Annotated in this window: 22 protein-coding genes and 3 tRNA genes; all 25 read left to right on the plus strand. The window is 60.8% G+C overall.

The window, feature by feature from the left end:
• Positions 1 to 97 precede the first annotated feature (97 nt).
• The 25 genes from fabF to AO065_RS24560 all read left to right on the plus strand — a co-directional run bounded on the left by fabF (position 98) and on the right by AO065_RS24560 (position 23,242).
• Positions 98 to 1,342: a beta-ketoacyl-ACP synthase II gene (gene fabF / locus AO065_RS24440; protein WP_004884576.1), complete on the plus strand. Its 1,245-nt coding sequence runs from the start codon at positions 98 to 100 to the stop codon at positions 1,340 to 1,342.
• The gene (pabC, locus tag AO065_RS24445; RefSeq protein ID WP_004884575.1) at positions 1,342 to 2,157 is read left to right on the plus strand and encodes an aminodeoxychorismate lyase; all 816 of its coding nucleotides are present in this window, start codon (positions 1,342 to 1,344) and stop codon (positions 2,155 to 2,157) included. Before fabF ends, pabC begins: the two co-directional genes overlap by 1 nt.
• Before the next feature lie 3 nt (positions 2,158 to 2,160).
• Positions 2,161 to 3,300 carry an endolytic transglycosylase MltG gene (mltG, locus tag AO065_RS24450; protein WP_004884574.1) on the plus strand — a complete coding sequence of 380 codons (1,140 nt, stop codon included), beginning with the start codon at positions 2,161 to 2,163 and terminating at the stop codon, positions 3,298 to 3,300.
• 19 nt (positions 3,301 to 3,319) lie between these two features.
• Positions 3,320 to 3,952, plus strand: a complete 633-nt coding sequence (gene tmk / locus AO065_RS24455) for a dTMP kinase (RefSeq protein ID WP_004884572.1) — start codon at positions 3,320 to 3,322, stop codon at positions 3,950 to 3,952.
• The gene (locus AO065_RS24460) at positions 3,945 to 4,931 is read left to right on the plus strand and encodes a DNA polymerase III subunit delta' (protein WP_004884571.1); all 987 of its coding nucleotides are present in this window, start codon (positions 3,945 to 3,947) and stop codon (positions 4,929 to 4,931) included. The genes tmk and AO065_RS24460 overlap by 8 nt, the downstream gene beginning before the upstream one ends.
• A 30-nt stretch (positions 4,932 to 4,961) precedes the next feature.
• A complete protein-coding gene (locus tag AO065_RS24465; RefSeq protein WP_004884570.1) occupies positions 4,962 to 5,318 on the plus strand; it encodes a PilZ domain-containing protein in 357 nt (118 codons plus the stop codon).
• Positions 5,319 to 5,332: 14 nt separating this feature from the next.
• A complete protein-coding gene (locus tag AO065_RS24470) occupies positions 5,333 to 6,118 on the plus strand; it encodes a TatD family hydrolase (protein WP_004884567.1) in 786 nt (261 codons plus the stop codon).
• A 441-nt stretch (positions 6,119 to 6,559) separates the two neighbouring features.
• Positions 6,560 to 7,222 carry a TetR/AcrR family transcriptional regulator gene (locus tag AO065_RS24475; protein WP_004884565.1) on the plus strand — a complete coding sequence of 221 codons (663 nt, stop codon included), beginning with the start codon at positions 6,560 to 6,562 and terminating at the stop codon, positions 7,220 to 7,222.
• A 123-nt stretch (positions 7,223 to 7,345) separates the two neighbouring features.
• The gene (locus tag AO065_RS24480) at positions 7,346 to 7,948 is read left to right on the plus strand and encodes a DUF4823 domain-containing protein (protein WP_004884561.1); all 603 of its coding nucleotides are present in this window, start codon (positions 7,346 to 7,348) and stop codon (positions 7,946 to 7,948) included.
• A gap of 9 nt (positions 7,949 to 7,957) precedes the next feature.
• A complete protein-coding gene (locus AO065_RS24485) occupies positions 7,958 to 8,518 on the plus strand; it encodes a DUF1285 domain-containing protein (protein WP_004884558.1) in 561 nt (186 codons plus the stop codon).
• Positions 8,519 to 8,603: 85 nt separating this feature from the next.
• Positions 8,604 to 9,617 (plus strand): aspartate-semialdehyde dehydrogenase, encoded by a 1,014-nt coding sequence (locus AO065_RS24490; RefSeq protein WP_004884556.1) that lies wholly within the window; start codon positions 8,604 to 8,606, stop codon positions 9,615 to 9,617.
• Between the two features lie 108 nt (positions 9,618 to 9,725).
• Positions 9,726 to 12,578, plus strand: coding sequence for a motility hub landmark protein FimV (locus AO065_RS24495; protein WP_004884554.1), 2,853 nt, complete (start codon positions 9,726 to 9,728; stop codon positions 12,576 to 12,578).
• Positions 12,579 to 12,731: 153 nt separating this feature from the next.
• Entirely contained in the window at positions 12,732 to 13,556 is an 825-nt protein-coding gene (gene truA / locus AO065_RS24500; protein WP_004884553.1) for a tRNA pseudouridine(38-40) synthase TruA, read from the plus strand.
• Positions 13,557 to 13,616: 60 nt separating this feature from the next.
• Positions 13,617 to 14,237: a phosphoribosylanthranilate isomerase gene (locus AO065_RS24505; protein WP_004884548.1), complete on the plus strand. Its 621-nt coding sequence runs from the start codon at positions 13,617 to 13,619 to the stop codon at positions 14,235 to 14,237.
• Positions 14,238 to 14,487: 250 nt separating this feature from the next.
• Positions 14,488 to 15,408, plus strand: coding sequence for an acetyl-CoA carboxylase, carboxyltransferase subunit beta (accD, locus tag AO065_RS24510; protein WP_004884545.1), 921 nt, complete (start codon positions 14,488 to 14,490; stop codon positions 15,406 to 15,408).
• Positions 15,405 to 16,709, plus strand: coding sequence for a bifunctional tetrahydrofolate synthase/dihydrofolate synthase (folC, locus tag AO065_RS24515; RefSeq protein WP_004884544.1), 1,305 nt, complete (start codon positions 15,405 to 15,407; stop codon positions 16,707 to 16,709). The genes accD and folC overlap by 4 nt, the downstream gene beginning before the upstream one ends.
• Positions 16,693 to 17,379: an SPOR domain-containing protein gene (locus AO065_RS24520; protein ID WP_004884543.1), complete on the plus strand. Its 687-nt coding sequence runs from the start codon at positions 16,693 to 16,695 to the stop codon at positions 17,377 to 17,379. Before folC ends, AO065_RS24520 begins: the two co-directional genes overlap by 17 nt.
• A 129-nt stretch (positions 17,380 to 17,508) precedes the next feature.
• The gene (locus AO065_RS24525; RefSeq protein ID WP_004884542.1) at positions 17,509 to 18,096 is read left to right on the plus strand and encodes a CvpA family protein; all 588 of its coding nucleotides are present in this window, start codon (positions 17,509 to 17,511) and stop codon (positions 18,094 to 18,096) included.
• A 12-nt stretch (positions 18,097 to 18,108) separates the two neighbouring features.
• Complete coding sequence (gene purF, locus AO065_RS24530) at positions 18,109 to 19,617, plus strand: amidophosphoribosyltransferase (protein ID WP_004884541.1); 1,509 nt, start codon at positions 18,109 to 18,111, stop codon at positions 19,615 to 19,617.
• A gap of 20 nt (positions 19,618 to 19,637) precedes the next feature.
• Entirely contained in the window at positions 19,638 to 20,849 is a 1,212-nt protein-coding gene (locus AO065_RS24535; RefSeq protein WP_004884540.1) for an O-succinylhomoserine sulfhydrylase, read from the plus strand.
• 32 nt (positions 20,850 to 20,881) lie between these two features.
• A complete protein-coding gene (locus AO065_RS24540) occupies positions 20,882 to 21,664 on the plus strand; it encodes an SDR family oxidoreductase (protein WP_004884539.1) in 783 nt (260 codons plus the stop codon).
• Positions 21,665 to 21,805: 141 nt separating this feature from the next.
• Positions 21,806 to 21,878, plus strand: a tRNA-Val gene (locus tag AO065_RS24545).
• A 63-nt stretch (positions 21,879 to 21,941) separates the two neighbouring features.
• Positions 21,942 to 22,015: transfer RNA gene (locus AO065_RS24550), tRNA-Asp, on the plus strand.
• Between the two features lie 105 nt (positions 22,016 to 22,120).
• Positions 22,121 to 22,195: transfer RNA gene (locus AO065_RS24555), tRNA-Asp, on the plus strand.
• A 216-nt stretch (positions 22,196 to 22,411) separates the two neighbouring features.
• A complete protein-coding gene (locus tag AO065_RS24560; protein WP_004884538.1) occupies positions 22,412 to 23,242 on the plus strand; it encodes a DUF2242 domain-containing protein in 831 nt (276 codons plus the stop codon).
• Positions 23,243 to 23,907 lie beyond the last annotated feature (665 nt).

Below are 23,907 nucleotides of genomic sequence, written 5' to 3' on the forward strand. Positions count from 1 at the left end.
TTGCTGCACGGGGAAAACCGCACTGCTTTAAACGGCGTGCGGTTTTTTCTTTAAAAAACGTTGTGATGTTCCGTTAACAAGAGAGAAGGAGAGTCCTGTGTCGCGTAGACGCGTCGTGGTCACCGGGATGGGCATGCTGTCGCCACTGGGTAATGATGTGCCCAGCAGTTGGCAAGGCATTCTGGCGGGCCGCAGTGGCATTGGCCTTATCGAGCACACGGATCTGTCTGCCTTCACCACCCGTTTCGGCGGTTCGGTCAAGGGATTCAACGTGGAAGAATACCTGGCACCCAAAGAGGCGCGCCGGCTCGATCTCTTCATTCAGTACGGACTTGCGGCCAGCTTTCAGGCTGTGCGCAATGCGGGTCTTGAAGTCACCGACGCAAATCGCGAGCGCATCGGCGTTGCCATGGGTTCGGGAATTGGTGGTCTGACCAACATCGAGAACAGCAGTCGTCTGCTGCACGATCAGGGGCCGGGGCGGATTTCTCCGTTTTTTGTACCGGGCTCGATCATCAACATGATTTCCGGTTTCCTGTCCATCCATCTGGGTGCACAGGGACCCAATTACGCCATCGCGACCGCCTGCACCACGGCGACTCACTGCATTGGCATGGCGGCACGCAACATTGCCTACGACGAAGCTGACGTCATGATTGCCGGTGGTGCCGAAATGGCAGCCTGTGGTCTTGGTCTGGGCGGCTTCGGTGCGGCGCGTGCGCTGTCGACCCGCAATGACGATCCGGCCCGTGCCAGTCGTCCGTGGGACAAGGGCCGTGATGGCTTCGTCCTGTCCGACGGTGCCGGTGCGATGGTTCTCGAAGAACTCGAGCACGCCAAGGCACGCGGCGCGACCATCTACGCCGAGCTGGTCGGTTTCGGCATGAGCGGTGATGCGTTCCACATGACTTCACCGCCGGACGACGGCGCCGGTGCTGCACGCTGCGTGGTCAACGCCTTGCGCGATGCCAAGGTCAACCCCGAGCAGGTGCAGTACATCAATGCCCATGGCACCTCGACGCCTGCTGGTGACCTGGCCGAAGCGTCGGCGATCAAGAGTGTGTTCGGCGACCATGCCTACAAGCTCGCGGTCAGCTCCACCAAGTCGATGACAGGCCACCTTCTGGGTGCTGCCGGTGCTGTCGAAGCCATCTTCAGTGTGCTCGCGCTGGTTGATCAGGTCGCGCCGCCGACCATCAACCTGGACGAGCCGAGCGAAGGCTGTGATCTGGACTTCGTGCCTCATGAAGCACGTCGGATGCCGATCGACGTCGTTCTGTCTAACTCCTTCGGATTTGGCGGCACCAATGGCTCGCTGGTGTTCCGCCGGTTTACCGAGTAATGCTCAGCTGGATCGACGGCTGCCTGGCCGACTCTGTGTCCCTCAAGGACAGGGGGCTGGCCTATGGCGACGGGGTTTTTGAAACCGTCGCAGTGAAATCAGGGCAACCGCTGCTGTTTGAACGCCATTTGCAGCGCCTTGAAACAGCCTGTCAGCGCCTGTCGATTCCGATCGATCAGGCGCTGGTTCGTTCCGAGATGACCCGCTTCGCTGCCCAGCTTGGCGAGGGCGTAATGAAGCTCATCCTGACCCGTGGCGACAGCCAGCGCGGGTATGGTCCCGCTCCGGACTCTCGCTCGCGTCGAATCCTGCAGGGTGGTCCTTCACCCTTGTACCCGGCATCCCATGCCGAGCAGGGCGTACGCCTGTTTCCCTGCAAGACCCGTCTGGCTGAACAGCCGTTGTTGGCGGGTCTCAAGCACCTGAATCGTCTGGAGCAGGTACTCGCACGTTCGGAGTGGCAGGACAGCGAGCATGCCGAAGGGTTGATGTGCGATACCTCGGGTCGTTTGATCGAAGGCGTGTACAGCAATGTGTTTCTGGTTTCGAAGGGACGCCTGTTGACTGCGGACCTGACCCGGTGCGGCGTGGCCGGCGTGATGCGTGCCGAATTGCTGCATCAGGCACCCATGCTGGGTATCGATGTCGATATCCGGGATCTGAGCGCATCCGATCTTGCGCAGGCGGACGAAGTCTTTCTGTGCAACAGCGTCTATGGCATCTGGCCGGTCCGCGCCTTTGAACACCTCGGCTGGCCGGTTGGCCCGCTCACCCGTAAACTGCAAGGCATCGCTTGCAGCCTTCTGGATATCTGATACGTGATCCGAAAAATATTGGTGTTGCTGGAAACCGCACTCGTCCTGGCAGGCCTGGCGCTGGGTTTCGCGTTCTGGCAGCAGTATCAGGCGCTGCACCAGCCTCTTGAGATTACTCAGGAACAACTGTTGGACGTGCCGGCCGGTTCGACACCCACCGGCGTTCTCAATCGCCTGCAGACCGAGGGCGTCATCAAGGATGCCTTCTGGCTGCGTTTGTACTGGCGCCTCAATCTGTCCGGTCAGGCGCTGCACAGTGGTGAATACCGCATGGTGCCGGGGATGGACGTCGATGCATTGTTCGGCGTCTGGAAGCGCAAGGAAGTGGTGCAATACAGCCTGACGCTGGTCGAAGGCTGGAATTTCCGGCAGGTCCGCGCGGCGCTGGCCAAACAGGCCAAGCTTGATCAGACGCTGGCGGGCCTCAGCGATGCCGAACTGATGACGAAAATCGGCCATCCAGACGTATTTCCCGAAGGGCGCTTCTTTCCGGACACCTACCGCTATGTGCGCGGCATGACCGATGCCGAAGTGCTCAAGCAGGCCTATGCCCGTCTGGAAGAGGTACTGGACGAGGAATGGGCAGCGCGAGCGGCCGACGCGCCCTATGCCGATCCGTATCAGGCGCTGATCATGGCGTCGCTGGTCGAGAAGGAAACCGGTGTGCCTCAGGAGCGCGGGCAGATTGCAGGCGTATTCGTACGCCGCCTGAAGCTGGGCATGCAGTTGCAGACCGATCCGACCGTGATCTACGGCATGGGCGAGCGCTACAACGGCAAGCTGACCCGGGCCGACCTCAAGCAGGCCACGCCCTACAATACCTACGTGATTGCCGGGATGCCGCCAACGCCCATTTCGCTGGTAGGGCGCGAAGCGATTCATGCCGCGCTCAATCCGGTGTCGGGCGACAGCCTGTACTTCGTGGCCAAGGGTGACGGCAGCCACGTATTTTCCAATGATCTGGATGCTCACAACGCCGCGGTGCGTGAATACCAGATCAAACGACGCGCGGATTATCGATCCAGCCCTGCACCGGTGTCGGCACCGACCCCCAGCGCTTCCCCCGAGCCCGACTCGAACGCTTCCGAGCCTGTATCCGGGGATGGCCCGGACGCCCCGCAAGGCGAGCCTGCTTCGCAATGAATATGACTAAGGATTGCCTGTGACCGGCCTGTTCATCACCCTCGAAGGCCCTGAAGGGGCTGGCAAAAGTACCAACCGTGAATACCTGGCAGCGCAGCTTCGCGCTCAGGGCGTCCAGGTACTGTTGACTCGCGAACCCGGCGGTACGCCGCTGGCCGAGCGTATTCGTGAGCTGTTGCTCGCGCCCAGTGACGAAGCCATGTGCGCCGACACCGAGCTGCTGCTGGTGTTCGCAGCCCGTGCGCAACACCTGGCCGAAGTGATTCGTCCGGCGCTGGCGCGCGGTGAAGTGGTTCTGTGCGATCGATTCACCGATGCGACCTATGCCTATCAGGGCGGCGGGCGAGGCTTGTCCCATGAGCGCATCGCGGCGCTGGAGCAGTTCGTTCAGGGTGATCTGCGCCCGGATCTGACGCTGGTGTTCGACCTTCCGGTGGAAGTCGGCCTGTCGCGTGCCGCAGCGCGGGGCCGTCTGGATCGCTTCGAGCAGGAAGGCCGTGCGTTTTTCGATGCCGTGCGCAGCACCTATCTGGCCCGTGCCGCCGCCGAGCCTTCGCGTTACCGGCTGGTGGATGCCGCGCAGACACTGACCGACGTGCAGCGCTCTCTGGATGCCCTGTTGCCGCAACTGCTGGAGTTGCAACGTGGCTGAAGCCTATCCGTGGCAGCAGGCACTGTGGCAGCAGATGGCGGGGCGCGCTCAGCATGCGCATGCCTACCTGCTGCACGGTCCTGCCGGTATCGGCAAGCGGGCGCTCGCCGAGCGTTTGATGGCCAGTCTGCTGTGTCAGCGGCTGGACGGACTCGATGCCTGTGGATCCTGCAAATCCTGTCTGCTGCTGGCCGCTGGCAGCCATCCCGACAACTACGTGCTGGAGCCTGAAGAGGCCGACAAGCCGATCAAGGTGGATCAGGTTCGCGATCTGGTCAGCTTCGTTGTGCAGACCTCGCAGATGGGCGGCCGCAAGGTCGTGCTCATCGAGCCGGTCGAGGCGATGAACATCAATGCTGCCAACGCCCTGTTGAAAAGCCTTGAGGAACCGTCCGGCAATACCGTGCTGCTGTTGGTCAGTCACCAGCCCAGCCGCCTGTTGCCAACGGTCAAGAGTCGCTGCGTGCAACAGGCCTGTCCGTTGCCGGATGAGCAGACCAGTCTGGCATGGTTGAGCAACGCGTTGCCTGACAGCTCCGAACAGGAGCGTCTGGAGTTGCTGACCCTGGCCGCCGGTTCGCCGCTGGCTGCTGTCACGCTCCAGGCCCAGGGCGTTCGCGAACAGCGCGCACTGGTGGTGGACGGCGTCAAGAAGCTGCTCAAGCAACAGCAATCGCCGACCCAATTGGCCGAAGGCTGGAAAGACATACCGTTATTGCTGCTGTTCGACTGGTTCTGTGACTGGTCGCATCTGATTCTGCGCTACCAGCTGACTCAGGATGAAGAAGGCCTGGGGCTTGGCGACATGCGCAAGGTGGTGCAATACCTGGCGCAGAAATCGCCGCGTGGCAAAGTGCTGGACATTCAGGATTGGGTTCTGGCGCAGCGGCAGAAAGTCATGTCCAAGGCCAACCTCAATCGCGTGCTGTTGCTCGAAGCATTGTTGGTCCAGTGGGCAGGCCTGCCTGGACAGGCGTAGACTGCGCTCATCAACCGTTGAGGTATTGTCATGAACCTGCCGCCCAACACAGGCCCGCGTAACGGCATTCTGTCCCTGACCATCAAGGATAAGGCCGTTCTCTATGCCGCCTACATGCCATTCATCAGGAACGGCGGTCTGTTCATTCCGACCGGCAAAAGCTACAAGCTGGGCGATGAAGTGTTCATGCTGCTCAATCTGATGGATCAGGCGGAGAAGGTGCCGGTTACTGGCCGTGTTGCCTGGATTACGCCCAAGGGCGCACAGGGCAATCGCGCAGCCGGTGTCGGCGTGCAGTTCAATGACGGCGACAATACCGCTCGCAACCTGATCGAAACCTATCTGGTCGGTGCTCTGAAGTCCGACCGTCCTACCCATACGATGTAGTTGTCCTCTTGCCCATGCTTGTAGATTCCCATTGCCACCTTGATCGCCTTGACCTGACCCAGCACGAGGGTTCGCTCGACGCAGCCCTGGAGGCTGCGCGGGGCAGGGGCGTCGGCCACTTTCTGTGTATCGGGGTCAGTGCCGAGAATGCCGGTGCCGTAAAGGCGCTGGCTGAGCGCTACGACGATGTCGACTGTTCGGTCGGTATCCATCCGCTCGACCTCAAGCCGGGCGAGGCGCCCGCGCTGGACTGGCTGCTGGGCGAACTGGACCACCCTCGCGTGGTAGCGATCGGCGAAACCGGTCTGGATTACCACTACGAACCCGAAGCGGCCGAACTGCAGCAGGCGTCGTTCCGTCTGCATCTTCAGGCGGCGGCAACGACAGGCAAGCCTGTCATTGTGCATACCCGAGGCGCGCGCGCCGACACGCTCGACCTGCTTCGCGAGGCTGCATTGCCTCAGGCAGGTGTGCTGCATTGCTTCACCGAAGACTGGGACATGGCCAAGGCCGCGCTGGACCTGGGTTTCTACATTTCGCTGTCCGGCATCGTGACTTTCCGCAATGCGGATGCTCTGCGTGACGTGGCGCGTCAGGTGCCTGCCGACCGCCTGCTGGTCGAGACCGATTCGCCCTATCTGGCGCCGATTCCTTACCGGGGCAAGCCGAACCTGCCGCAGTATGTGCGAGAAGTGGCTGAGTTTCTGGCGATGCTGCGGGGCGAGTCCTACGAGCGTTTCGCCGAGCAGACCACTGAAAACTTCACCCGTCTGTTTCCGCTGGCGCACGTGTCCCGCTGAATCGTCTGCTCCGGATCGACGGGTAAATCGCAGGCAAAAAAAACCCGGATTCTGGGGGGGTGAAGCCGGGTTAAGACCATTAGGAGTAAAACAAAGGCACGCTGTCCTTTGGCGCCTTTACTGGCGGGTCACTTGGGGGATATGACGCGCCAACGGTTTAATTATTGACCAGTATCGCGGCGCGTCCAGCTTGAATTGGTCGTTTTTTAAACAGTTTTGGAATACCAAACCGGTTCTTGAGCACTCAAAAACCACTCACCCCCCTCCGTCAGTACCAAACCCCCGCAGGGTGGGAGTCAAACGTCTCCGGCACCGATCAACAAATGCCCGATGAAGGCATGGATTCGCTCATATACGGCGATATGGTCGGATGATCCGTGCAATTTGTCGGCAATTGGGCATAATACGCGGCTTCGATTTCGATCCCAATCAGACCTTCCTATGCAGAAAGAACCTCGTAAGGTCCGTGAGTTTCGCCGCCGTGAGCAGGAAATTCTCGACACCGCGCTAAAACTGTTCCTTGAGCAGGGCGAAGACAGCGTCACGGTCGAGATGATCGCGGACGCCGTCGGCATCGGCAAAGGCACGATCTACAAGCATTTCAAATCCAAGGCGGAAATCTATCTGCGCCTGATGCTCGATTACGAGCGCGATTTGAACGAGCTGCTGCACTCGGCCGATGTCGACAAGGACAAAGAGGCGCTTTCACGTGCCTACTTTGAGTTCCGCATGCGCGACCCGCAGCGCTATCGCCTGTTCGACCGTCTTGAGGAAAAGGTGGTCAAGGGCAATCAGGTCCCTGAGCTGGTCGAGGAACTGCACAAGATCCGCGCTTCCAACTTCGAGCACCTGACGCTGCTGATCAAGGGCCGCATCACCGAAGGCAAGCTGGAAGACGTCCCGCCTTATTACCACTACTGTGCCGCCTGGGCGCTGGTGCATGGCGCCGTCGCGCTTTATCACTCGCCGTTCTGGAGCAACGTGCTGGAAGATCAGGAAGGCTTCTTCCACTTCCTGATGGACATCGGTGTGCGCATGGGCAACAAGCGCAAGCGTGATGGCGATACCCCTCCTGAAACGAAGCCGGATCCGGCTGTCTCCTGATCGCTCTGGCGGCACTTCATGTGCCGCCGTTCAAGACTCTGCACGCCTCTTTGTGAACATGGCGCGGAAGCTGCATCCGACGACCATTCGCCGGTTTTCCGTCACCGGTATTTGGAGGGGATGATGCGTAGCCTGGTTTTGCTGCTGACGTTTTTGGCGTTGGGCGGCTGCATGAAAGTCAGTGACATGGGTGAGGGTGTTCGAGAACAGTTCAGCGATGCGGGGCTGCTCGATCACAGCGAAACCCGCCGTATCGCCAACTGGCGCGTGCAGCCCGACTCGTTCATCTATATCGCCCAGGGTGCCTTCGTGCCGCCCGGCCGAGCCTATCCACGCCCCAACGTAGTCGCCGAAGAAGCGTTCAAAGGCTTCGTCGAGTACTTCCCGATGGTTCGTCGCGCCCCTGCGCCGCTGGGTCTGGACGAAGCCATGATCGAGGCACGCAGTGCCGGTGCGCATTATCTGCTCTACACCCGCTTCGCCAAGGCTGACGACCGCATCGGCAACGGTGACCAGTGGTCAGACCAGGAAGCGGTGGATCGCCTGGGCGTCGACTCGGGTGTCATTCAGCTCATGTTGATCGAAACCAGCACCCGTTACCTGATAGACAGCGCGCGGATTCGCAGTCGCGGCGGATTGCTGACGCTTTACGATACAAGTCCCGAAGATTTGCTAGGTCCGCCACTTGAGGACTACGCTCGTACCTTGTTGGGTATCGCGCGTTAGGAGTAAGGCATGACCGATTCAGGCAAGGCGGGCGATCTGTTTGCGCAGATCCCGAAAACCAAGGGGTTGCCGCCTGTGCATCTATGGAATCCGCCGTTCTGTGGCGACATCGATATGCGTATCGCCCGGGATGGCACCTGGTATTACCAGGGCACCCCCATCGGTCGTAAACCGATGGTGCGGTTGTTCTCCACCATCCTGCGCCGTGATGGCGACGATTATGTTCTGGTCACGCCGGTCGAAAGGGTCGGCATCAAGGTCGATGACGCACCGTTCGTTGCGGTCACACTTGCGGTGGTCGGCGAGGGTGTCAGCCAGATATTGCGCTTCGTGACCAACGTCGAGGACGAGGTTGAGGCGAGTGCCGAACATCCCTTGCGCGTTGTCATCGATCCCCTGACTCAGGAGCCCGCACCTTATGTTCACGTGCGGACCAACCTCGAAGCGCTGATTCATCGCAATGTGTTTTACCAGTTGGTAGAGCTGGCAGTCGTCGAAGAGATCGACGGTCAGCGCTGGTTGGGCGTGTGGAGCCATGGCGTGTTCTTCAGGATCGGCCTTGAGCCCTGAGACGGCCCGGTATTCGACAGGCTCAATTGCCTGTCGGCAGTTCGGCGGTTAAAGTGCCGCTCCCTGATTTTCCTGAGGTTTTTGCATGAGTCAGTCCATTGATATCGCCGTTGTAGGCGCGACCGGTACTGTCGGCGAAACCATCGTCCAGATTCTGGAAGAACGCGATTTTCCGGTCGGTGATCTGCACCTGCTGGCCAGCATCGAATCGGCAGGGCACTCAGTGCCTTTCCGCGGCAAAAACGTGCGCGTGCGCGAAGTCGACGAATTCGATTTCGGCAAGGTCAGGCTTGCGTTCTTCGCCGCCGGTCCTGCGGTCAGTCGCAGCCACGCCGAGAAGGCGGTGGCCGCCGGATGCGCCGTTATCGATCTTTCAGGCGTGTTTCCCGCCGCGCAGGCACCCAGTGTTGTCCCTGAAATCAATGGCCAACTGCTGGCGCCTGCCCACGCTGCGCCGCGCCTGATATCAAGCCCGAGCGCTTCGGCCACTGCGGTTGCGCTGGCACTGGCGCCTCTACGCCAATTGTTCGATCTGCGTCATGTTGCGGTAACAGCCTGTCTGGCTGTCTCCACTCAAGGCCGTGAAGGGGTGACCGAGCTGGCGCGCCAGACCACTGAGCTGTTGAACGTCCGCCCTCTGGAAACACGATTCTTTGATCGGCAGATGGCGTTCAACGTTCTGGCCCAGGTCGGCAAACCGGATGAAGCAGGGCACCTCGCGCTGGAACGACGTCTGGTCGCGGAAGTGCGTGAATTGTTGGCGCTGCCTTCGTTGAAAGTGGCTGCCAGTTGCATTCAGGTCCCGGTTTTCTTTGGCGACAGCTTTACTGTGTCGATTCAGGCCGCCGCGCCGATCGATCTCGCTGCTGTGAATGCGGCGCTCGAATCTGCCGAAGGCATTGAGTTGGTCGATGCCGGTGATTACCCGACACCCGTTGGCGATGCGGTCGGTCAGGACGTGGTTTACGTAGGACGCGTTCGGACAGGAATAGACGACCCGGAGCAACTTGAGCTGTGGATAACCTCGGACAATGTTCGCAAAGGTGCAGCGCTCAACGCTGTGCAGGTTGGCGAATTGTTGATAAAAGACTATGTGTAAAAGATACTTGGCAACACTTTGAATAATTGTTCTAGCGGCGATACGCCTTACACCCAACGCAGGACTACCTCTCCGGATGCCGGAGAATCTTTAAACAAGGGATGGGCTATGGTTCAGGTTCGTAAACTGGTATTAGCGATCGCTGCGGCTTCGGCGCTGTCATCAGGGATGGCGCAGGCGTTGGGGCTCGGGGAATTGTCTGTCAAGTCGACCCTGAACCAGCCATTGGTAGCCGAGATCGAGTTGACCGATGCGCAGGGCGTCAACGCCGCGCAGGTTGTACCGAGTCTTGCAACGACGGCTGACTTCGCCCAGGCGGGTATCACGCGCCAGGCGTTTCTCAATGATCTGAGTTTTACGCCGGTCATCAATGCCAATGGCAAGAGTGTCCTGCGTATCACGTCCAGCAAGCCGGTCCGGGAGCCCTATGTAAAGTTCCTGGTTCAGGTGCTGTGGCCAAACGGACGTTTGCTGCGCGAATACAGCCTGCTGCTGGATCCGCCGAAGTTTTCTCCAGAGGCGGCCGCCGCTGCAGCCGCGCCCGCGCCTGCTGCTCCCGCTGCCCCCGCAGCAGAAACCGGAGCGCCTGCTCAACTGCCAAGCGTTGCGCCATCGGCTGAGGCGACACCTGCCGAGCAGCCTGCACAACCCGCTGCGACGCAGGGCTCGGCCCTGCCACCGCCGGCTGCCGACAAGCAGTCCCAGTACGTCACTGCCAACAACGACACCTTGTGGGAAATCGCTGCGAAGGTTCGTACCGGCGGAACCGTGCAACAGACCATGCTCGCGATTCAGGCGCTCAACCCTGATGCATTCATGGGCGGCAACATCAACCGATTGAAGAAAGGTCAGGTCTTGCGTCTGCCGACACCTCAGCAGACCACGGCCTTGCCGCAACCTCAGGCCGTTGCCGAGGTCTCCCGCCAGTACAGCGCATGGCGTGAAGGTCGCCGCCTCCCGGCCGGGCCGCGCCAGGTGGATGCCACTCGCCGTGATCGTGCCGGTGCAGCACCTTCCAAGGTGGATACCGCCGATAACCTCAGCCTGGTTTCGGCCAGCGGCAAGCCGGCCGCCAAAGGCGCCGCAGGCGACAGCGATCTGAGCAACAAGCTTGCAGCGGCTCAGGAAGCGCTGGACACCACGCGTCGCGACAATGCCGAGCTGAAAAGCCGCATGAACGACCTGCAGAGCCAACTGGACAAGCTGCAGCGTCTGGTTGAACTCAAGAACGGTCAGTTGGCCAAGATGCAGGCCGCCGGTGCAGCCGTGCCGCCGCCTGCCGCTACGCCAGCCGATCCTGCCAGTCCAGCCAACGCAGCCGTGCCGGCTTCGCTGGTCGATGCCAATGGCGCACCGGTCAAACCAGCGGGCGAGATTGCGCCTGAAGATGCATTGCCAGCGGGCGCTGCGCAGGTGGCGACTCCAACCGCTGAACAGCCACTCGCCGTCGAGCCGGTCGCGGCTCCGGAAGAAGAGGACACACTGCAGAAGATTCTCGACAACCCGGTATTGCTGGGGTTGATCGGTGGTGCCGTGCTGCTCATCCTTGCGCTGATCCTGCTGTTCATGGCGCGCCGCCGTGCTGCCAAGGCCGAAGCCGAGAAGCACCGCCGCATGGCTCGCGCACTGGCTGAAGAGTCGCAATTCGTATCCGACATGGACATGAACGCACCGCCTGCCAGCTTTGACGGCCTCGATGTCGTGTCGCCTAACGTGCGCATGGGTGCAGGTCCCGCTGCCGCAGCGGCAACAGCTGCGCGCGAACGACCGGCCGACCCCCTGGTGCAGGCTGAGATCCACATTGCTTACGGACGTATGAATCAGGCAGTCGAACTGCTCGAAGAGTCGGTGAAGAACGAGCCCGAGCGTGATGATATTCGTCTCAAGCTGATGGAAATCTACGCTGAACAGGGCAACAACAAGGCCTACGCTGCGCACGAGCGCAAACTGGTGGCCTCGGGAAAGCTTGAAGCTGAGGGCGAGCAGCTAAAAGATTCACACTCGACCCAAACCCCTGTGGCGCCGGTCGTCGCTGAGCCTGCATCGGTGGTCGCGCCTGTTGCTGTGGCAGCAGGCGCCGCCACAGCAGCAGCCCTGGCTGCGGAGCTGGATGCCAAGTATGTCGAAGAACTGCTGGCCGACGATTCTGCAGAGCCAGAACCAGAGCCGGAACCAATTCTTGAGCCGGAGGCTGAGCCTCTTGTGGCGTCCGAGGTCGAGTCTCCGGTGGTAGAAGAGCCACCCGTCGCCTCCGAAGAGTTCGATCATGATTTCGATCTGAGTCTGGACGAGTTCGACGAGCCTGCTGCGCAAGAGCTGCCGACTGTGACCGATCCTGACGATCTGTTGCTGGACGAACCGGTCGTTTCCGCTGCGCCTGATGATGAAGCGCTGAGCTTCGAGTCGATCATGCGCGATCAGGAGGCCGCTCGGGCGGCAGCGACACCTGACGACCTGGCTGATTTCGATCTGGACCTCACTGAAGAGGACCCGGTGCTCAAGAACGAGGATGATTTCCTGCTCGGCCTCGGCGACGATCCTGTCGAGCCGGTTGTCGACGCTGCACCGCTGGCGACGCCGCCGGTCAGTGACGATCTGGAACTGCCGGAAGACTTTGACCTGTCGCTGGCTGATGAAATCGAATCGGACCAGGCCAGTCAGGCTTTCGCATCTGAAATCGACGATGTGAATGCCGAGCTGGACCGTCTTTCGCAGAACCTCGAGCATCCGCCTCTCGACGAGCCAAGGTTCACCGCAGAAGACGCCATGGCGCTGGACGATGAGCCGGACTTCGATTTCATGGCCGGCACCGATGAGGCTGCGACCAAGCTGGATCTGGCGCGTGCCTACATCGACATGGGTGATGCCGACGGGGCGCGGGATATTCTCGACGAAGTCGTCAATGAAGGTGATGACGGTCAGAAAAGCGAAGCGCGTGACATGCTCTCGCGGCTTGCCTGAGTTTATTCATGCTGATCCCGGACGGCCGCTTTTGCGGCCGTCCGCATTTGACGCCCGCTGTGGCGTCTTTTTTTTGCGGCCGTATAATGGCCGACTTTTCGCAAACCGACAGGCTGTAACACCTTGGCGAACATAGATAACCCGGCCGCCGAGATGGCTGCCGAGGGCTTTTCCCGAATCGCGCTGGGCGTGGAATACAAAGGGTCGCGCTATTGCGGCTGGCAGCGTCAGGCGTCCGGCGTGCTGACGGTGCAGGAAACCCTGGAAAATGCCCTGTCCAAAGTGGCCGACTCGCCGGTCTCGCTCATGTGCGCGGGGCGCACGGACGCCGGTGTGCACGCCTGTGGGCAGGTGGTGCACTTCGATACGCAGGCCGAGCGCTCCATGAAAGCCTGGGTCATGGGTGCCAACATCAATCTGCCCCACGACATCAGCGTGACCTGGGCTCGGGTGATGCCCGCCGAATTTCATGCGCGTTTCAAGGCCATCGCCCGCCGTTACCGCTATGTTATCTATAACGATCAGATCCGTCCGGCGCATCTGGGGCAGGAAATCACCTGGAACCATCGTCCGCTCGACGTGACGCGTATGGCCGAGGCCGCGCAGCATCTGGTCGGAACCCACGATTTCAGTGCGTTTCGTGCCGGGCAATGTCAGGCCAAGTCGCCGATCAAGCAACTGCACCACTTACGCGTGACCCGGCACGGCAAAATGATCGTCATCGATGTGCGCGCCAACGCGTTCCTGCATCACATGGTGCGTAACATCGCGGGTGTGTTGATGACCATCGGCGCAGGCGAGCGTCCGGTCGAATGGGCGCGTGACGTGCTGGAAAGCAAAGTGCGTCGTACCGGGGGCGTCACCGCGCATCCCTATGGGCTCTATCTGGTGCAGGTCGAGTACCGTGAGCAGTTTCCGTTGCCCGAGCGTTATATCGGTCCGCATTTTCTGACGGGCTTCGCCGAACTTGACGGCTGACGCCCCGGCAAGCATTTGCTAACATCCGGGACTTTCCGAAAGGTCTGAGGTTTTCACCACATGTCAGCCGTTCGCAGCAAGATCTGCGGGATTACCCGCATAGAAGATGCCTTGGCGGCTGTCGAAGCAGGCGCCGATGCCATCGGGCTGGTGTTTTACGCCAAAAGTCCACGCGCCGTGAGCGTGCAGCAGGCGCGTGCAATCATCGCCGCGTTGCCGCCGTTCATCACCACGGTCGGTCTGTTCGTCAATGCCAGCCGTTGCGAGCTCAATGAAACACTGGATGCCGTTGCGCTGGATATGTTGCAGTTTCACGGCGATGAAACGCCGGAAGAATGCGACGGCTATCATCGTCCCTACATCAAGGCGTTGCGCGTGAAAGCGGGTGACGATATCGAACAGGCCTGTCGTGCCTACCGTAATGCGCGCGGCGTCCTTCTCGACACTTACGTCGAGGGTGTGCCCGGCGGTACGGGTGAAACGTTCGACTGGGCATTGATTCCGAGTGAACTGAGCAAACCGGTCATTCTGGCGGGCGGGCTGACGTCGGCCAACGTGGCGCAGGCGATTGCCCAGGTCAAACCCTACGCGGTGGATGTCAGTGGTGGCGTCGAAAAAGGCAAGGGCATCAAGGATCGGGAAAAGATTCTCGCGTTCATGAGTGCGGTCCAGGGTGCGTGATGTGACGGCTGCGGTTCGGCCGCCGTCCATAAGCCTGTCCCCGCCACAAGTCCTGCGGGTCGAATTGAGTCAAGGGCGGTGCCGGTGCGCATCGTCCGGGTTGTAAAAAAATCGTGGTAGAGGGTGTGCAGGTCAGGCCGACGGTCGACCGTTCCCCGTCTCATCGCCAACTAACGAATTTAGCTGAGGGCATGCGTCTGGCGTGAAAACGTCATGCGTTCGAGCCACACCGGTACTGGAGAGATAAAGCATGAGCAACTGGTTGGTAGACAAACTGATCCCATCGATCATGCGTTCCGAGGTCAAGAAGAGTTCGGTTCCTGAAGGGCTGTGGCACAAGTGCCCGTCCTGCGAAGCAGTGCTCTATCGGCCTGAGCTGGAAAAGACCCTGGATGTCTGCCCCAAGTGCAACCATCACATGCGTATCGGTGCCCGCGCCCGTCTGGACATCTTCCTGGATGCCGAGGGCCGTGAGGAGCTGGGTGCCGATCTGGAGCCGGTTGACCGTCTGAAATTCCGTGACGGCAAGAAGTACAAGGACCGTCTGACCGCTGCGCAGAAGCAGACAGGTGAGAAGGACGCCCTGATCTCCATGAGCGGCACGCTGTTGGGCATGCCGGTTGTCGCCTCGGCGTTCGAGTTTTCCTTCATGGGTGGCTCGATGGGCGCCATCGTTGGCGAGCGCTTCGTGCGCGCTGCCGACTACGCACTGGAAAACCGCTGCCCGATGATCTGCTTTGCCGCTTCCGGTGGTGCGCGCATGCAGGAAGCGCTGATTTCCCTCATGCAGATGGCCAAGACGTCGGCCGTGCTGGCGCGTCTTCGTGAAGAAGGCCTGCCGTTCATCTCGGTCTTGACCGATCCGGTCTACGGCGGTGTTTCTGCCAGTCTGGCAATGCTGGGTGACGTGATTGTCGCTGAGCCAAAGGCGCTGATCGGTTTTGCCGGTCCTCGTGTCATCGAGCAGACCGTTCGCGAAAAACTGCCTGAAGGTTTCCAGCGCAGCGAGTTCCTGCTGGATCACGGCGCAATCGACATGATCATCGCTCGCAGCGAGCTGCGCCCGCGTCTGGGCAACCTGCTGGCGCAAATGATGAACCTGCCGACGCCGAAATTCGTGGCGCCAGTGATTGAGCCGATCGTCGTTCCGCCGGCTCCGGCCACGGTATGACCCCGTCGACCCTGGGCGACTGGCTTGCCTACCTCGAGCAACTGCATCCTTCTGCCATCGACATGGGGCTGGATCGGTCGCGAAAGGTGGCGCAGCAACTGGGGCTCACACGCCCGGCGCCTCGGGTCATCACGGTAACCGGTACCAACGGCAAGGGCTCGACCTGCGCTTTTGTCGCGTCCCTGTTGCAGGCTCAGGGGCTCAAGGTGGGTGTCTACAGCTCCCCGCATCTGCTGCGTTATAACGAGCGGGTGAAGGTGCAGGGTATCGAAGCAACCGATCTTGAGCTGTGTGATGCCTTTGCAGCAGTCGAATTGGCGCGTGGCGATGTCACGCTGACCTATTTCGAAATGGGCACGCTCGCCGCGTTCTGGCTGTTCGAGCAGGCGCAGCTTGACGCAGTCGTGCTGGAAGTCGGTCTGGGCGGTCGCCTGGACGCCGTCAATCTCATTGATGCCGATCTCGCCCTGGTCACCAGCATTGGTGTTGACCATGCCGACTGGCTGGGCGACACCCGCGAATCCGTGGCTTTCGAAAAGGCCGGTATCTTCCGTGCCGGTCGCCCGGCACTCTGCGGCGACCTCGATCCGCCTGAGCCTTTGCTGGCCAAGGCGCGAGAGTTGGGCTGTCCTTTGCTGCTACGAGGTCATGACTTTGATCTGTCTGTCGGTCCGCAAGGCTGGGACTGGCGCGGTATCGCTCACGGCGAGGTGGTCGAGCTGCGTGATCTGCCGTTGCTCGATCTGCCCATGCAGAATGCCGCGCTGGCACTCCAGGCGTTTGCGTTGCTGGGCTACCCCCTGAATCAGCAGGTCGTCAGCGAGGCGTTGGCGCAGACCCGACTCGTCGGCCGTCTCGACCGCCGTACCGTTCATTGGCAGGGCAGGGCGCTCACGCTGCTGCTCGATGTGGGCCACAACCCGCATGCTGCGCAGTTTCTGGCGCACCGCATGGCGCAGCGGCCGGTGATCGGCAAACGTCTGGCGGTGTTCGGCCTGCTCTCTGACAAGGATCTTGACGGTGTGGTCCATGAGCTGGCTTCCAGCATTCAGGACTGGGCCGTTGCGCCGCTGCCCACCTCCCGTAGTCGGCCTGCGGCAGAGTTGCAGGTTGCTCTGGAGAACCTTGGGGCGCGCGTGAAGTCCTACCAGAGTATTGCGTCTGCGCTGGAAGCTCAGTGCGCGCATGCCACGACCGATGACGAAATTCTGCTGTTCGGATCTTTTTACTGTGTAGCCGAGGCCCTGGATTGGCTGGCCCGGCATACCGACGAGGACGCTGCAAATGGCTTTGCTGGATAACGTATTCAAGCAGCGGATGGTGGGTGCTCTGGTACTGATCGCCCTGGCGGTGATCTTTCTCCCGATGCTGTTCACCCGTCAGGACGAGAGCCATCCGGTTCAGGTCGATGCGCCTGCCGCTCCAAAGGCGCCTGCGGGTCAGCAGGTACAGGTCGAGCCTGTGTCCGTCCCCGAGCCTCAGGCATTGCCACAGGAGCCGGTTCCGGATGAGGACAATGTAGCGGCGAGCAATCAGCCGCCGTCGATGCCGATTGCGCCTGCTCCTTCCGCACAGGCTCCAGCGGCCGCTGCGCCACAGGCAGCCAAGCCTGCGCCAGCACCGAAGCCGACACCGGCTCCGGCAGCGCCTGTAACAACGCCTGCTGCACCTTCTGCACCTTCTGCACCGGCGGTCGCCAAGGCCGCGCCGAGCGGCGTCGATGCCAACGGTCTGTCAGTCAGTTGGTCTGTGCAGTTGGCCAGCATGTCCAACCGTGCCAACGCCGACAATCTGCAGAAAACCCTGCGTACCCAGGGGTACAACGCCTACATTCGCACCGCCGATGGCGTCAACCGGGTATTCGTGGGTCCGCTGATCGAACGCGCCGAGGCTGATCGCCTGCGTGACCAACTCGACAAGCAGCAGAAACTCAAAGGTATTGTGGTGCGGTTCCAGCCCGAAAAAGGCTGATCTTCCCGCGCTCTATACAGGCTCTGCCAAGCCGTTTGCACGGAAAATGACGCCCGCCGATAATCGCTGCTTACCGGCGGGCGGGCGCTCTGCTAAAATGCGCCGCCTTATCTGTCTGCAGGCTGCAACGTGCCATTTACTCCGGTTGACTGGGCAATTCTGGGAATTGTCGCCATCTCCGCCCTGATCAGTCTGAAACGCGGCTTCGTAAAAGAAGCACTCTCGTTGACGACATGGATCATTGCAGGTGTCGTGGCCTGGATGTTCGGCGCGGGGCTGTCGCAGTATCTGGTCAACTACATAGAAACACCCTCGGCCCGCGTGATCGCGAGCTGCACCATTCTATTTGTCGCCACCTTGCTGGTCGGCGCCATGGTCAACTTTCTGATAGGCGAACTGATTCGCGTCACCGGGCTTTCCGGGACCGATCGTTTTCTGGGTATGGTCTTTGGCGCGGCGCGCGGAGGCCTGCTTGTCGTTGTAGCGGTCGGACTATTGAGTCTCGGGCCGGTGCAACAGGATCAATGGTGGCAGCAGTCGAGACTGGTGCCGCAATTTCTCATGGTCGCTGACTGGTCGAAAAACCTGATTCTCGGGATGTCCAGCAAGTGGCTCGCCAGCGGCATCAGCGTACCTGCTGATCTGCCGTTCAAGGAGCAGATCCTGCCGTCTACAATACCGCAGGATGTGCTTGGTAAATCCAGTTCCACTAAGTAGGGGTTGTGTCGCATGTGTGGCATCGTCGGTATCGTCGGTAAGTCGAACGTTAATCAGGCGCTGTATGACGCGCTCACCGTCCTCCAGCACCGCGGCCAGGATGCTGCCGGTATTGTGACCAGCCACGACGGCCGGTTATTCCTGCGCAAGGACAATGGACTGGTGCGTGATGTGTTCCATCAACGCCATATGCAGCGCCTGGTCGGACACATGGGTATCGGCCATGTGCGCTACCCGACCGCGGGCAGCTCGACCTCGGCCGAAGCTCAGCCGTTCTACGTCAACTCGCCTTACGGCATCACGTTGGCGCACAACGGTAACCTGACCAACGTCGAGCAGTTGGCCAAGGAGATCTACGAATCTGACCTGCGCCACGTCAACACCAACTCCGACTCGGAAGTGCTGCTCAACGTGTTCGCCCATGAGCTGGCCGTTCGCGGCAAGCTGCAGCCGACCGAAGAAGACATCTTCGCGGCAGTGACCGACGTGCATAATCGTTGCCGTGGCGGCTATGCCGTCGTGGCGATGATCACCGGCTACGGTATCGTCGGCTTCCGCGATCCGGACGCCATTCGTCCCATCGTGTTCGGCCAGCGTCATACCGACGAAGGCGTCGAGTACATGATCGCCTCCGAAAGCGTTTCCCTCGATGTACTGGGTTTCACGCTGATCCGCGACCTGGCACCGGGCGAAGCGGTCTACATCACCGAAGACGGCAAGCTGCACACCCGTCAGTGCGCCGCCAATCCAAAGTACGCGCCCTGCATCTTCGAACACGTCTACCTGGCGCGTCCTGATTCGATAATCGACGGTATCTCGGTCTACAAGGCGCGTCTGCGCATGGGCGAGAAACTGGCCGACAAGATCCTGCGCGAGCGCCCGGATCACGACATCGATGTGGTCATCCCGATTCCGGACACCAGCCGCACGGCTGCGCTGGAGCTGGCCAACCACCTGGGCGTCAAGTTCCGCGAAGGCTTCGTCAAGAACCGTTACATCGGCCGCACGTTCATCATGCCGGGTCAGGCTGCACGCAAGAAGTCCGTGCGCCAGAAGCTCAATGCCATCGAGCTGGAATTCCGCGGCAAGAACGTCATGCTGGTGGACGACTCCATCGTTCGCGGCACGACCTGCAAGCAGATCATCCAGATGGCCCGCGAAGCCGGTGCCAAGAACGTCTATTTCTGTTCGGCCGCTCCGGCGGTGCGTTACCCCAACGTCTACGGCATCGATATGCCGAGTGCTCACGAGCTGATTGCCCATAACCGTTCCACTCAGGACGTTGCCGACCTCATCGGTGCCGACTGGCTGGTCTATCAGGACTTGAATGACCTGATCGAGGCGGTCAGCGGCAGCAAGAAGATCAAGATCGATAACTTCGATTGCTCGGTCTTCGACGGCAAGTACGTGACCGGTGACATCGACGAGCATTATCTGAACAAGATCGAACAGGCGCGTAACGACGCCTCCAAGGTCAAGACCCAGGCAGTGAGCGCGATCATCGATCTGTACAACAACTAATTGGTTTCAGGAGTAGCGGCATGACTCAGGAATGGGATGCAGGTCGTCTCGACAGCGACCTTGAAGGCGTAGGGTTCGATACCCTCGCCGTACGTGCCGGGCAACATCGCACGCCGGAAGGCGAGCATGGCGATCCGATGTTCTTTACCTCCAGCTACGTGTTCCGCACGGCCGCCGACGCGGCCGCGCGTTTCGCCGGTGAAGTGCCAGGCAACGTCTACTCGCGCTACACCAACCCGACGGTGCGTTCCTTCGAGGAACGCATGGCAGCGCTGGAAGGCGCCGAGCAGGCCGTCGCCACGGCGACTGGCATGGCTGCCACGCTGGCGGTCGTCATGAGTCTGTGCAGCGCCGGTGATCACGTTCTGGTGTCGCGCAGTGTGTTCGGTTCGACCATCAGCCTGTTCGACAAGTACTTCAAACGTTTCGGCATTGAGGTGGACTACGTGCCGCTGGCGGACCTGAGCGGCTGGGATGCGGCGATCAAGACCAACACCAAAATGCTGTTCGTCGAGTCGCCGTCCAACCCGTTGGCCGAGTTGGTGGATATCGCCGCGTTGGCGGAAGTCGCCCACGCCAAGGGCGCGATGCTGATCGTCGACAACTGCTTCTGCACGCCAGCCCTGCAGCAGCCGCTGAAGCTGGGCGCTGACATCGTCGTCCATTCGGCAACCAAGTTCATCGACGGCCAGGGCCGTTGCATGGGCGGTGTGGTTGCCGGGCGCAGCGAGCAGATGAAGGAAGTGGTCGGATTCCTGCGCACGGCCGGGCCGACTCTGAGCCCGTTCAATGCCTGGATCTTTCTCAAGGGTCTTGAAACCCTGAACCTGCGCATGCGCGCTCATTGCGCCAACGCTCAGGCGCTGGCCGAGTGGCTCGAGCAGCAGGATGGTATCGAGAAGGTCCATTACGCCGGCCTCAAGAGTCACCCGCAGCACGAGCTGGCCCAGCGTCAGCAGAAAGGCTTCGGTGCGGTCGTGAGTTTCGAGGTCAAGGGTGGCAAAGAGGGCGCGTGGCGCTTCATCGATGCAACTCGACTGATCTCGATCACCGCCAACCTGGGCGACACCAAAACCACCATCACTCACCCGAGCACCACGTCCCACGGGCGCCTGGCGCCTCAGGAACGTGAAGCCGCCGGCATCCGTGACAGCCTGATACGGGTGGCGGTAGGGCTTGAAGATGTCGCAGACCTGCAGGCCGATCTGGCGCTGGGTCTGGCGGCCTTGTGACGACTCAAGTGAGCAGCGACGCGAGCGAGAGCATGAGCGACGACTGGGCGATGAAATTCTCCAGTACCCACAATGGCCGCGTTGCACTGGTGACCGGTGCCGCGCGCGGCATCGGTCTGGGCATTGCAGCCTGGCTGATTGCCGAAGGCTGGCAAGTGGTTCTGACCGATCTGGATCGCAGGCGTGGTTCGAAAGTGGCCGGTGCGCTGGGCGAAAACGCCCTGTTCATCACCATGGACGTCGCGAACGAGGAACAGGTCGCAGCGGGCGTTGCCGAGGTGCTCCGGCGCTTCGGGCGGCTGGACGCGCTGGTGTGCAATGCGGCGATTGCCGATCCGCATAACACCACACTGGAAAGTCTTGAGCTTTCGCACTGGAATCGCGTGCTGGGCGTCAACCTTGGCGGGCCGATGCTGCTGGCCAAACACTGTGCGCCTTATCTGCGCGCGCACTGCGGCAGCATCGTCAACCTGACCTCGACCCGTGCCAGTCAGTCAGAGCCTGATACCGAGGCCTACGCTGCGAGCAAGGGCGGCCTGATGGCGCTGACGCATGCGCTCGCCATCAGTCTGGGTCCCGAGATCCGTGTCAACGCTGTCAGCCCCGGCTGGATCGACGCGCGAGATCCTTCATTGCGCCGCGCCGAACCCTTGTCAGAGGCCGATCATGCGCAGCATCCCGCTGGCCGGGTAGGGACAGTGGAGGACGTGGCGGCAATGGTCGCGTGGCTGCTCTCGCGTAATGCCGGTTTTGTCACCGGGCAGGAATTCGTGGTCGATGGCGGCATGACCCGCAAGATGGTGTACGCCGAGTAGTTGCGCATCCGTGTTTGCAGGCGGGTGTGTTTGGCAGGTTTTGGCGTGTGGTGCGATTGAAGCGGTTTTTAAAAAAACTTCAATCAGGCTATTGACTTAGGTTCGTTAGGTGCGTAAATTTCGCGGCCTCAACGAAGCAAAGGGTGATTAGCTCAGCTGGGAGAGCAGCTGCCTTACAAGCAGCGGGTCGGCGGTTCGATCCCGTCATCANTCGTTGAGTTTGAAAGCTGAAGCATGAGGGCTTTCAAAGTTGAAACCGGACGCAAGTCCACACTGCGCAGCGGTAGTTCAGTCGGTTAGAATACCGGCCTGTCACGCCGGGGGTCGCGGGTTCGAGTCCCGTCCGNTGTACAGATTCGGTTTTCCGGGTCTGAGATTGAAAGGCTCAAGCCGCTCAATCCGATGTACAGGAAACAAGCTACCGAAAGTTTGTTTCAAACAGGTTTACAAGCGATACGCAGCGGTAGTTCAGTCGGTTAGAATACCGGCCTGTCACGCCGGGGGTCGCGGGTTCGAGTCCCGTCCGCNCAAAGCTTCAAGGCCCTTGAACTCCTTGAAGCAACAGAAAAGCGACCCAAGGGTCGCTTTTTTGTTGTCTGCGATTTGTGACCGTTTCTATCCGTGTGACGCGCCTTGTATCGAATCGTTGCGAACTCTGCGTTGATCCTGCGTCGGCCTTGTTGCAGACTTGTCGCCATTTCCAGTTTGCAGTCTTGCTGGCAGTCATTTCCTTCCTCAGGATTATCGATGCTTAATTTACTGAACGTTCGTACCGCGTGCGTTGTGTCCATGCTGTTCCTGGCTGCCGGCTGTTCTTCGCCCAAGCAGGCGGTCTACGACCATGAGCATTTCGACGATGCCGGGACGTTTTCCCGCAGCTACCCGGCAACGGATCTGTCTTACTGTGAAGCCGGACGCCGGGCCTTGCTGAGTCAGGGTTACATCATCACCAGCAGTGATCCGAAAATGATTGCCGGGCGCAAGAGCTTTCAGCAGACGGGTGACACGCACATCGAGATCAGCTTCAACCTGGTTTGCGCCGCCGACGTGACAGCGGGCAGTTCGACCATGTTCGCCAACGCCCTGCAGGACCGCTACGCGCTTAAGAAAACCAATAACTCGGCGAGCCTCGGGGTAGGGGTGCTGGGTTCGGTGTCGATGCCGATCGGCTCTACCGATGATTCGATGGTCAAGGTGGCTAGCGAGACGGTTGCGTCTGCCAAGTTCTACGAGCGTTTCTTCGGTCTGGTGGAGAACTTCCTGCCGCCGGAGGTGAAGAAGGCTGCGCATATCGTCGAGAAACCAAAGGCTGATCTGGGTGTGCCTGACCCGGTGCCTGCCGCAGCCACGCCCAAGGCCGCAGAGCCTGCGCAACTGGCACCTAAAGCGGTTGAGGCTGCGCCCAAGGCTGAATCGGTTACCGAGCCCAAGGCCGAGTCCGCAACGCCGGCTGCCAGCGAGCCCGTACCGGCACCGGACGAGCCTGCCTCGTTCAAGGCCGAGACCGTCACGCCACCCGAGGCTCAGCCGGTCGAAATGATCCCCCCCGCGCCGGTCGAGACCCAGCCAGCGCAGTAGTAGCTTCACACTGATCGTTCCTCAGAGCGTGGGCACGATCAAGATGCCAGCCTTTACGTTGATCGTTCCCATGCTCCGCGTGGGAATGCCTCTCAGGACGCTCCGCGTCCCGGCGTACGCAGCTTTAAGGCCTCAGCCCAAAAACAGCCGATACGCCGGGTTCTCGCTTTCATCCCAGTACGGATAGCCGATCTCGGTCAATGCCTCACTCACCAGGTGCCGCTCGTCCTCAGGTACGACCAGCCCTGCCACCACCCGCCCATCCGCCNCTCGGGGAATTCGAAGCGCAGCACCACTTCATCGCTGACCCGCTCGGCGTGTCCACCCACCATGTGGCGGATATGCAGCTTGGCCAGTTCGTTGTCGGTCAGGTCCAGCACCGGAAAGCCCTGCTCGGTCAGGCTGGCGATCAANNNGCGTTCGGGGATGGTCACAGCGATGATCGCTTCGCGGCCTTCGCCCAGTTCGGCGCGCTCGGCCACATGGCGCAGGCGGTCGAAGTTGACGTTGGCCCCGGAGTCGATCGCCACTAGGGTCTGGCCGCTGACACCACGTTGCTCGACGTACTTCTTGATCCCCGCCACGGCCAGCGCGCCCGAAGGTTCGGTGATGGAGCGGGTGTCGTCGTAGATGTCCTTGATCGCCGCACAGATCTCGTCGGTGCT

The sequence above is a fragment of the Pseudomonas viridiflava genome (assembly GCF_001642795.1).
Taxonomy (GTDB): domain Bacteria; phylum Pseudomonadota; class Gammaproteobacteria; order Pseudomonadales; family Pseudomonadaceae; genus Aquipseudomonas; species Aquipseudomonas viridiflava.

What these genes read in the sequence shown, in the direction of transcription:
- pabC (WP_004884575.1), top strand. Translation starts at nt 1,342, where the DNA reads ATGCTCAGCTGGATCGACGGCTGCCTGGCCGACTCTGTGTCCCTCAAG.
- AO065_RS24465 (WP_004884570.1), top strand. Translation starts at nt 4,962, where the DNA reads ATGAACCTGCCGCCCAACACAGGCCCGCGTAACGGCATTCTGTCCCTG.
- AO065_RS24470 (WP_004884567.1), top strand. Translation starts at nt 5,333, where the DNA reads ATGCTTGTAGATTCCCATTGCCACCTTGATCGCCTTGACCTGACCCAG.
- AO065_RS24475 (WP_004884565.1), top strand. Translation starts at nt 6,560, where the DNA reads ATGCAGAAAGAACCTCGTAAGGTCCGTGAGTTTCGCCGCCGTGAGCAG.
- AO065_RS24480 (WP_004884561.1), top strand. Translation starts at nt 7,346, where the DNA reads ATGCGTAGCCTGGTTTTGCTGCTGACGTTTTTGGCGTTGGGCGGCTGC.
- AO065_RS24485 (WP_004884558.1), top strand. Translation starts at nt 7,958, where the DNA reads ATGACCGATTCAGGCAAGGCGGGCGATCTGTTTGCGCAGATCCCGAAA.
- AO065_RS24490 (WP_004884556.1), top strand. Translation starts at nt 8,604, where the DNA reads ATGAGTCAGTCCATTGATATCGCCGTTGTAGGCGCGACCGGTACTGTC.
- AO065_RS24495 (WP_004884554.1), top strand. Translation starts at nt 9,726, where the DNA reads ATGGTTCAGGTTCGTAAACTGGTATTAGCGATCGCTGCGGCTTCGGCG.
- truA (WP_004884553.1), top strand. Translation starts at nt 12,732, where the DNA reads ATGGCTGCCGAGGGCTTTTCCCGAATCGCGCTGGGCGTGGAATACAAA.
- AO065_RS24505 (WP_004884548.1), top strand. Translation starts at nt 13,617, where the DNA reads ATGTCAGCCGTTCGCAGCAAGATCTGCGGGATTACCCGCATAGAAGAT.
- accD (WP_004884545.1), top strand. Translation starts at nt 14,488, where the DNA reads ATGAGCAACTGGTTGGTAGACAAACTGATCCCATCGATCATGCGTTCC.
- folC (WP_004884544.1), top strand. Translation starts at nt 15,405, where the DNA reads ATGACCCCGTCGACCCTGGGCGACTGGCTTGCCTACCTCGAGCAACTG.
- AO065_RS24520 (WP_004884543.1), top strand. Translation starts at nt 16,693, where the DNA reads ATGGCTTTGCTGGATAACGTATTCAAGCAGCGGATGGTGGGTGCTCTG.
- purF (WP_004884541.1), top strand. Translation starts at nt 18,109, where the DNA reads ATGTGTGGCATCGTCGGTATCGTCGGTAAGTCGAACGTTAATCAGGCG.
- AO065_RS24535 (WP_004884540.1), top strand. Translation starts at nt 19,638, where the DNA reads ATGACTCAGGAATGGGATGCAGGTCGTCTCGACAGCGACCTTGAAGGC.
- AO065_RS24540 (WP_004884539.1), top strand. Translation starts at nt 20,882, where the DNA reads ATGAGCGACGACTGGGCGATGAAATTCTCCAGTACCCACAATGGCCGC.
- AO065_RS24560 (WP_004884538.1), top strand. Translation starts at nt 22,412, where the DNA reads ATGCTTAATTTACTGAACGTTCGTACCGCGTGCGTTGTGTCCATGCTG.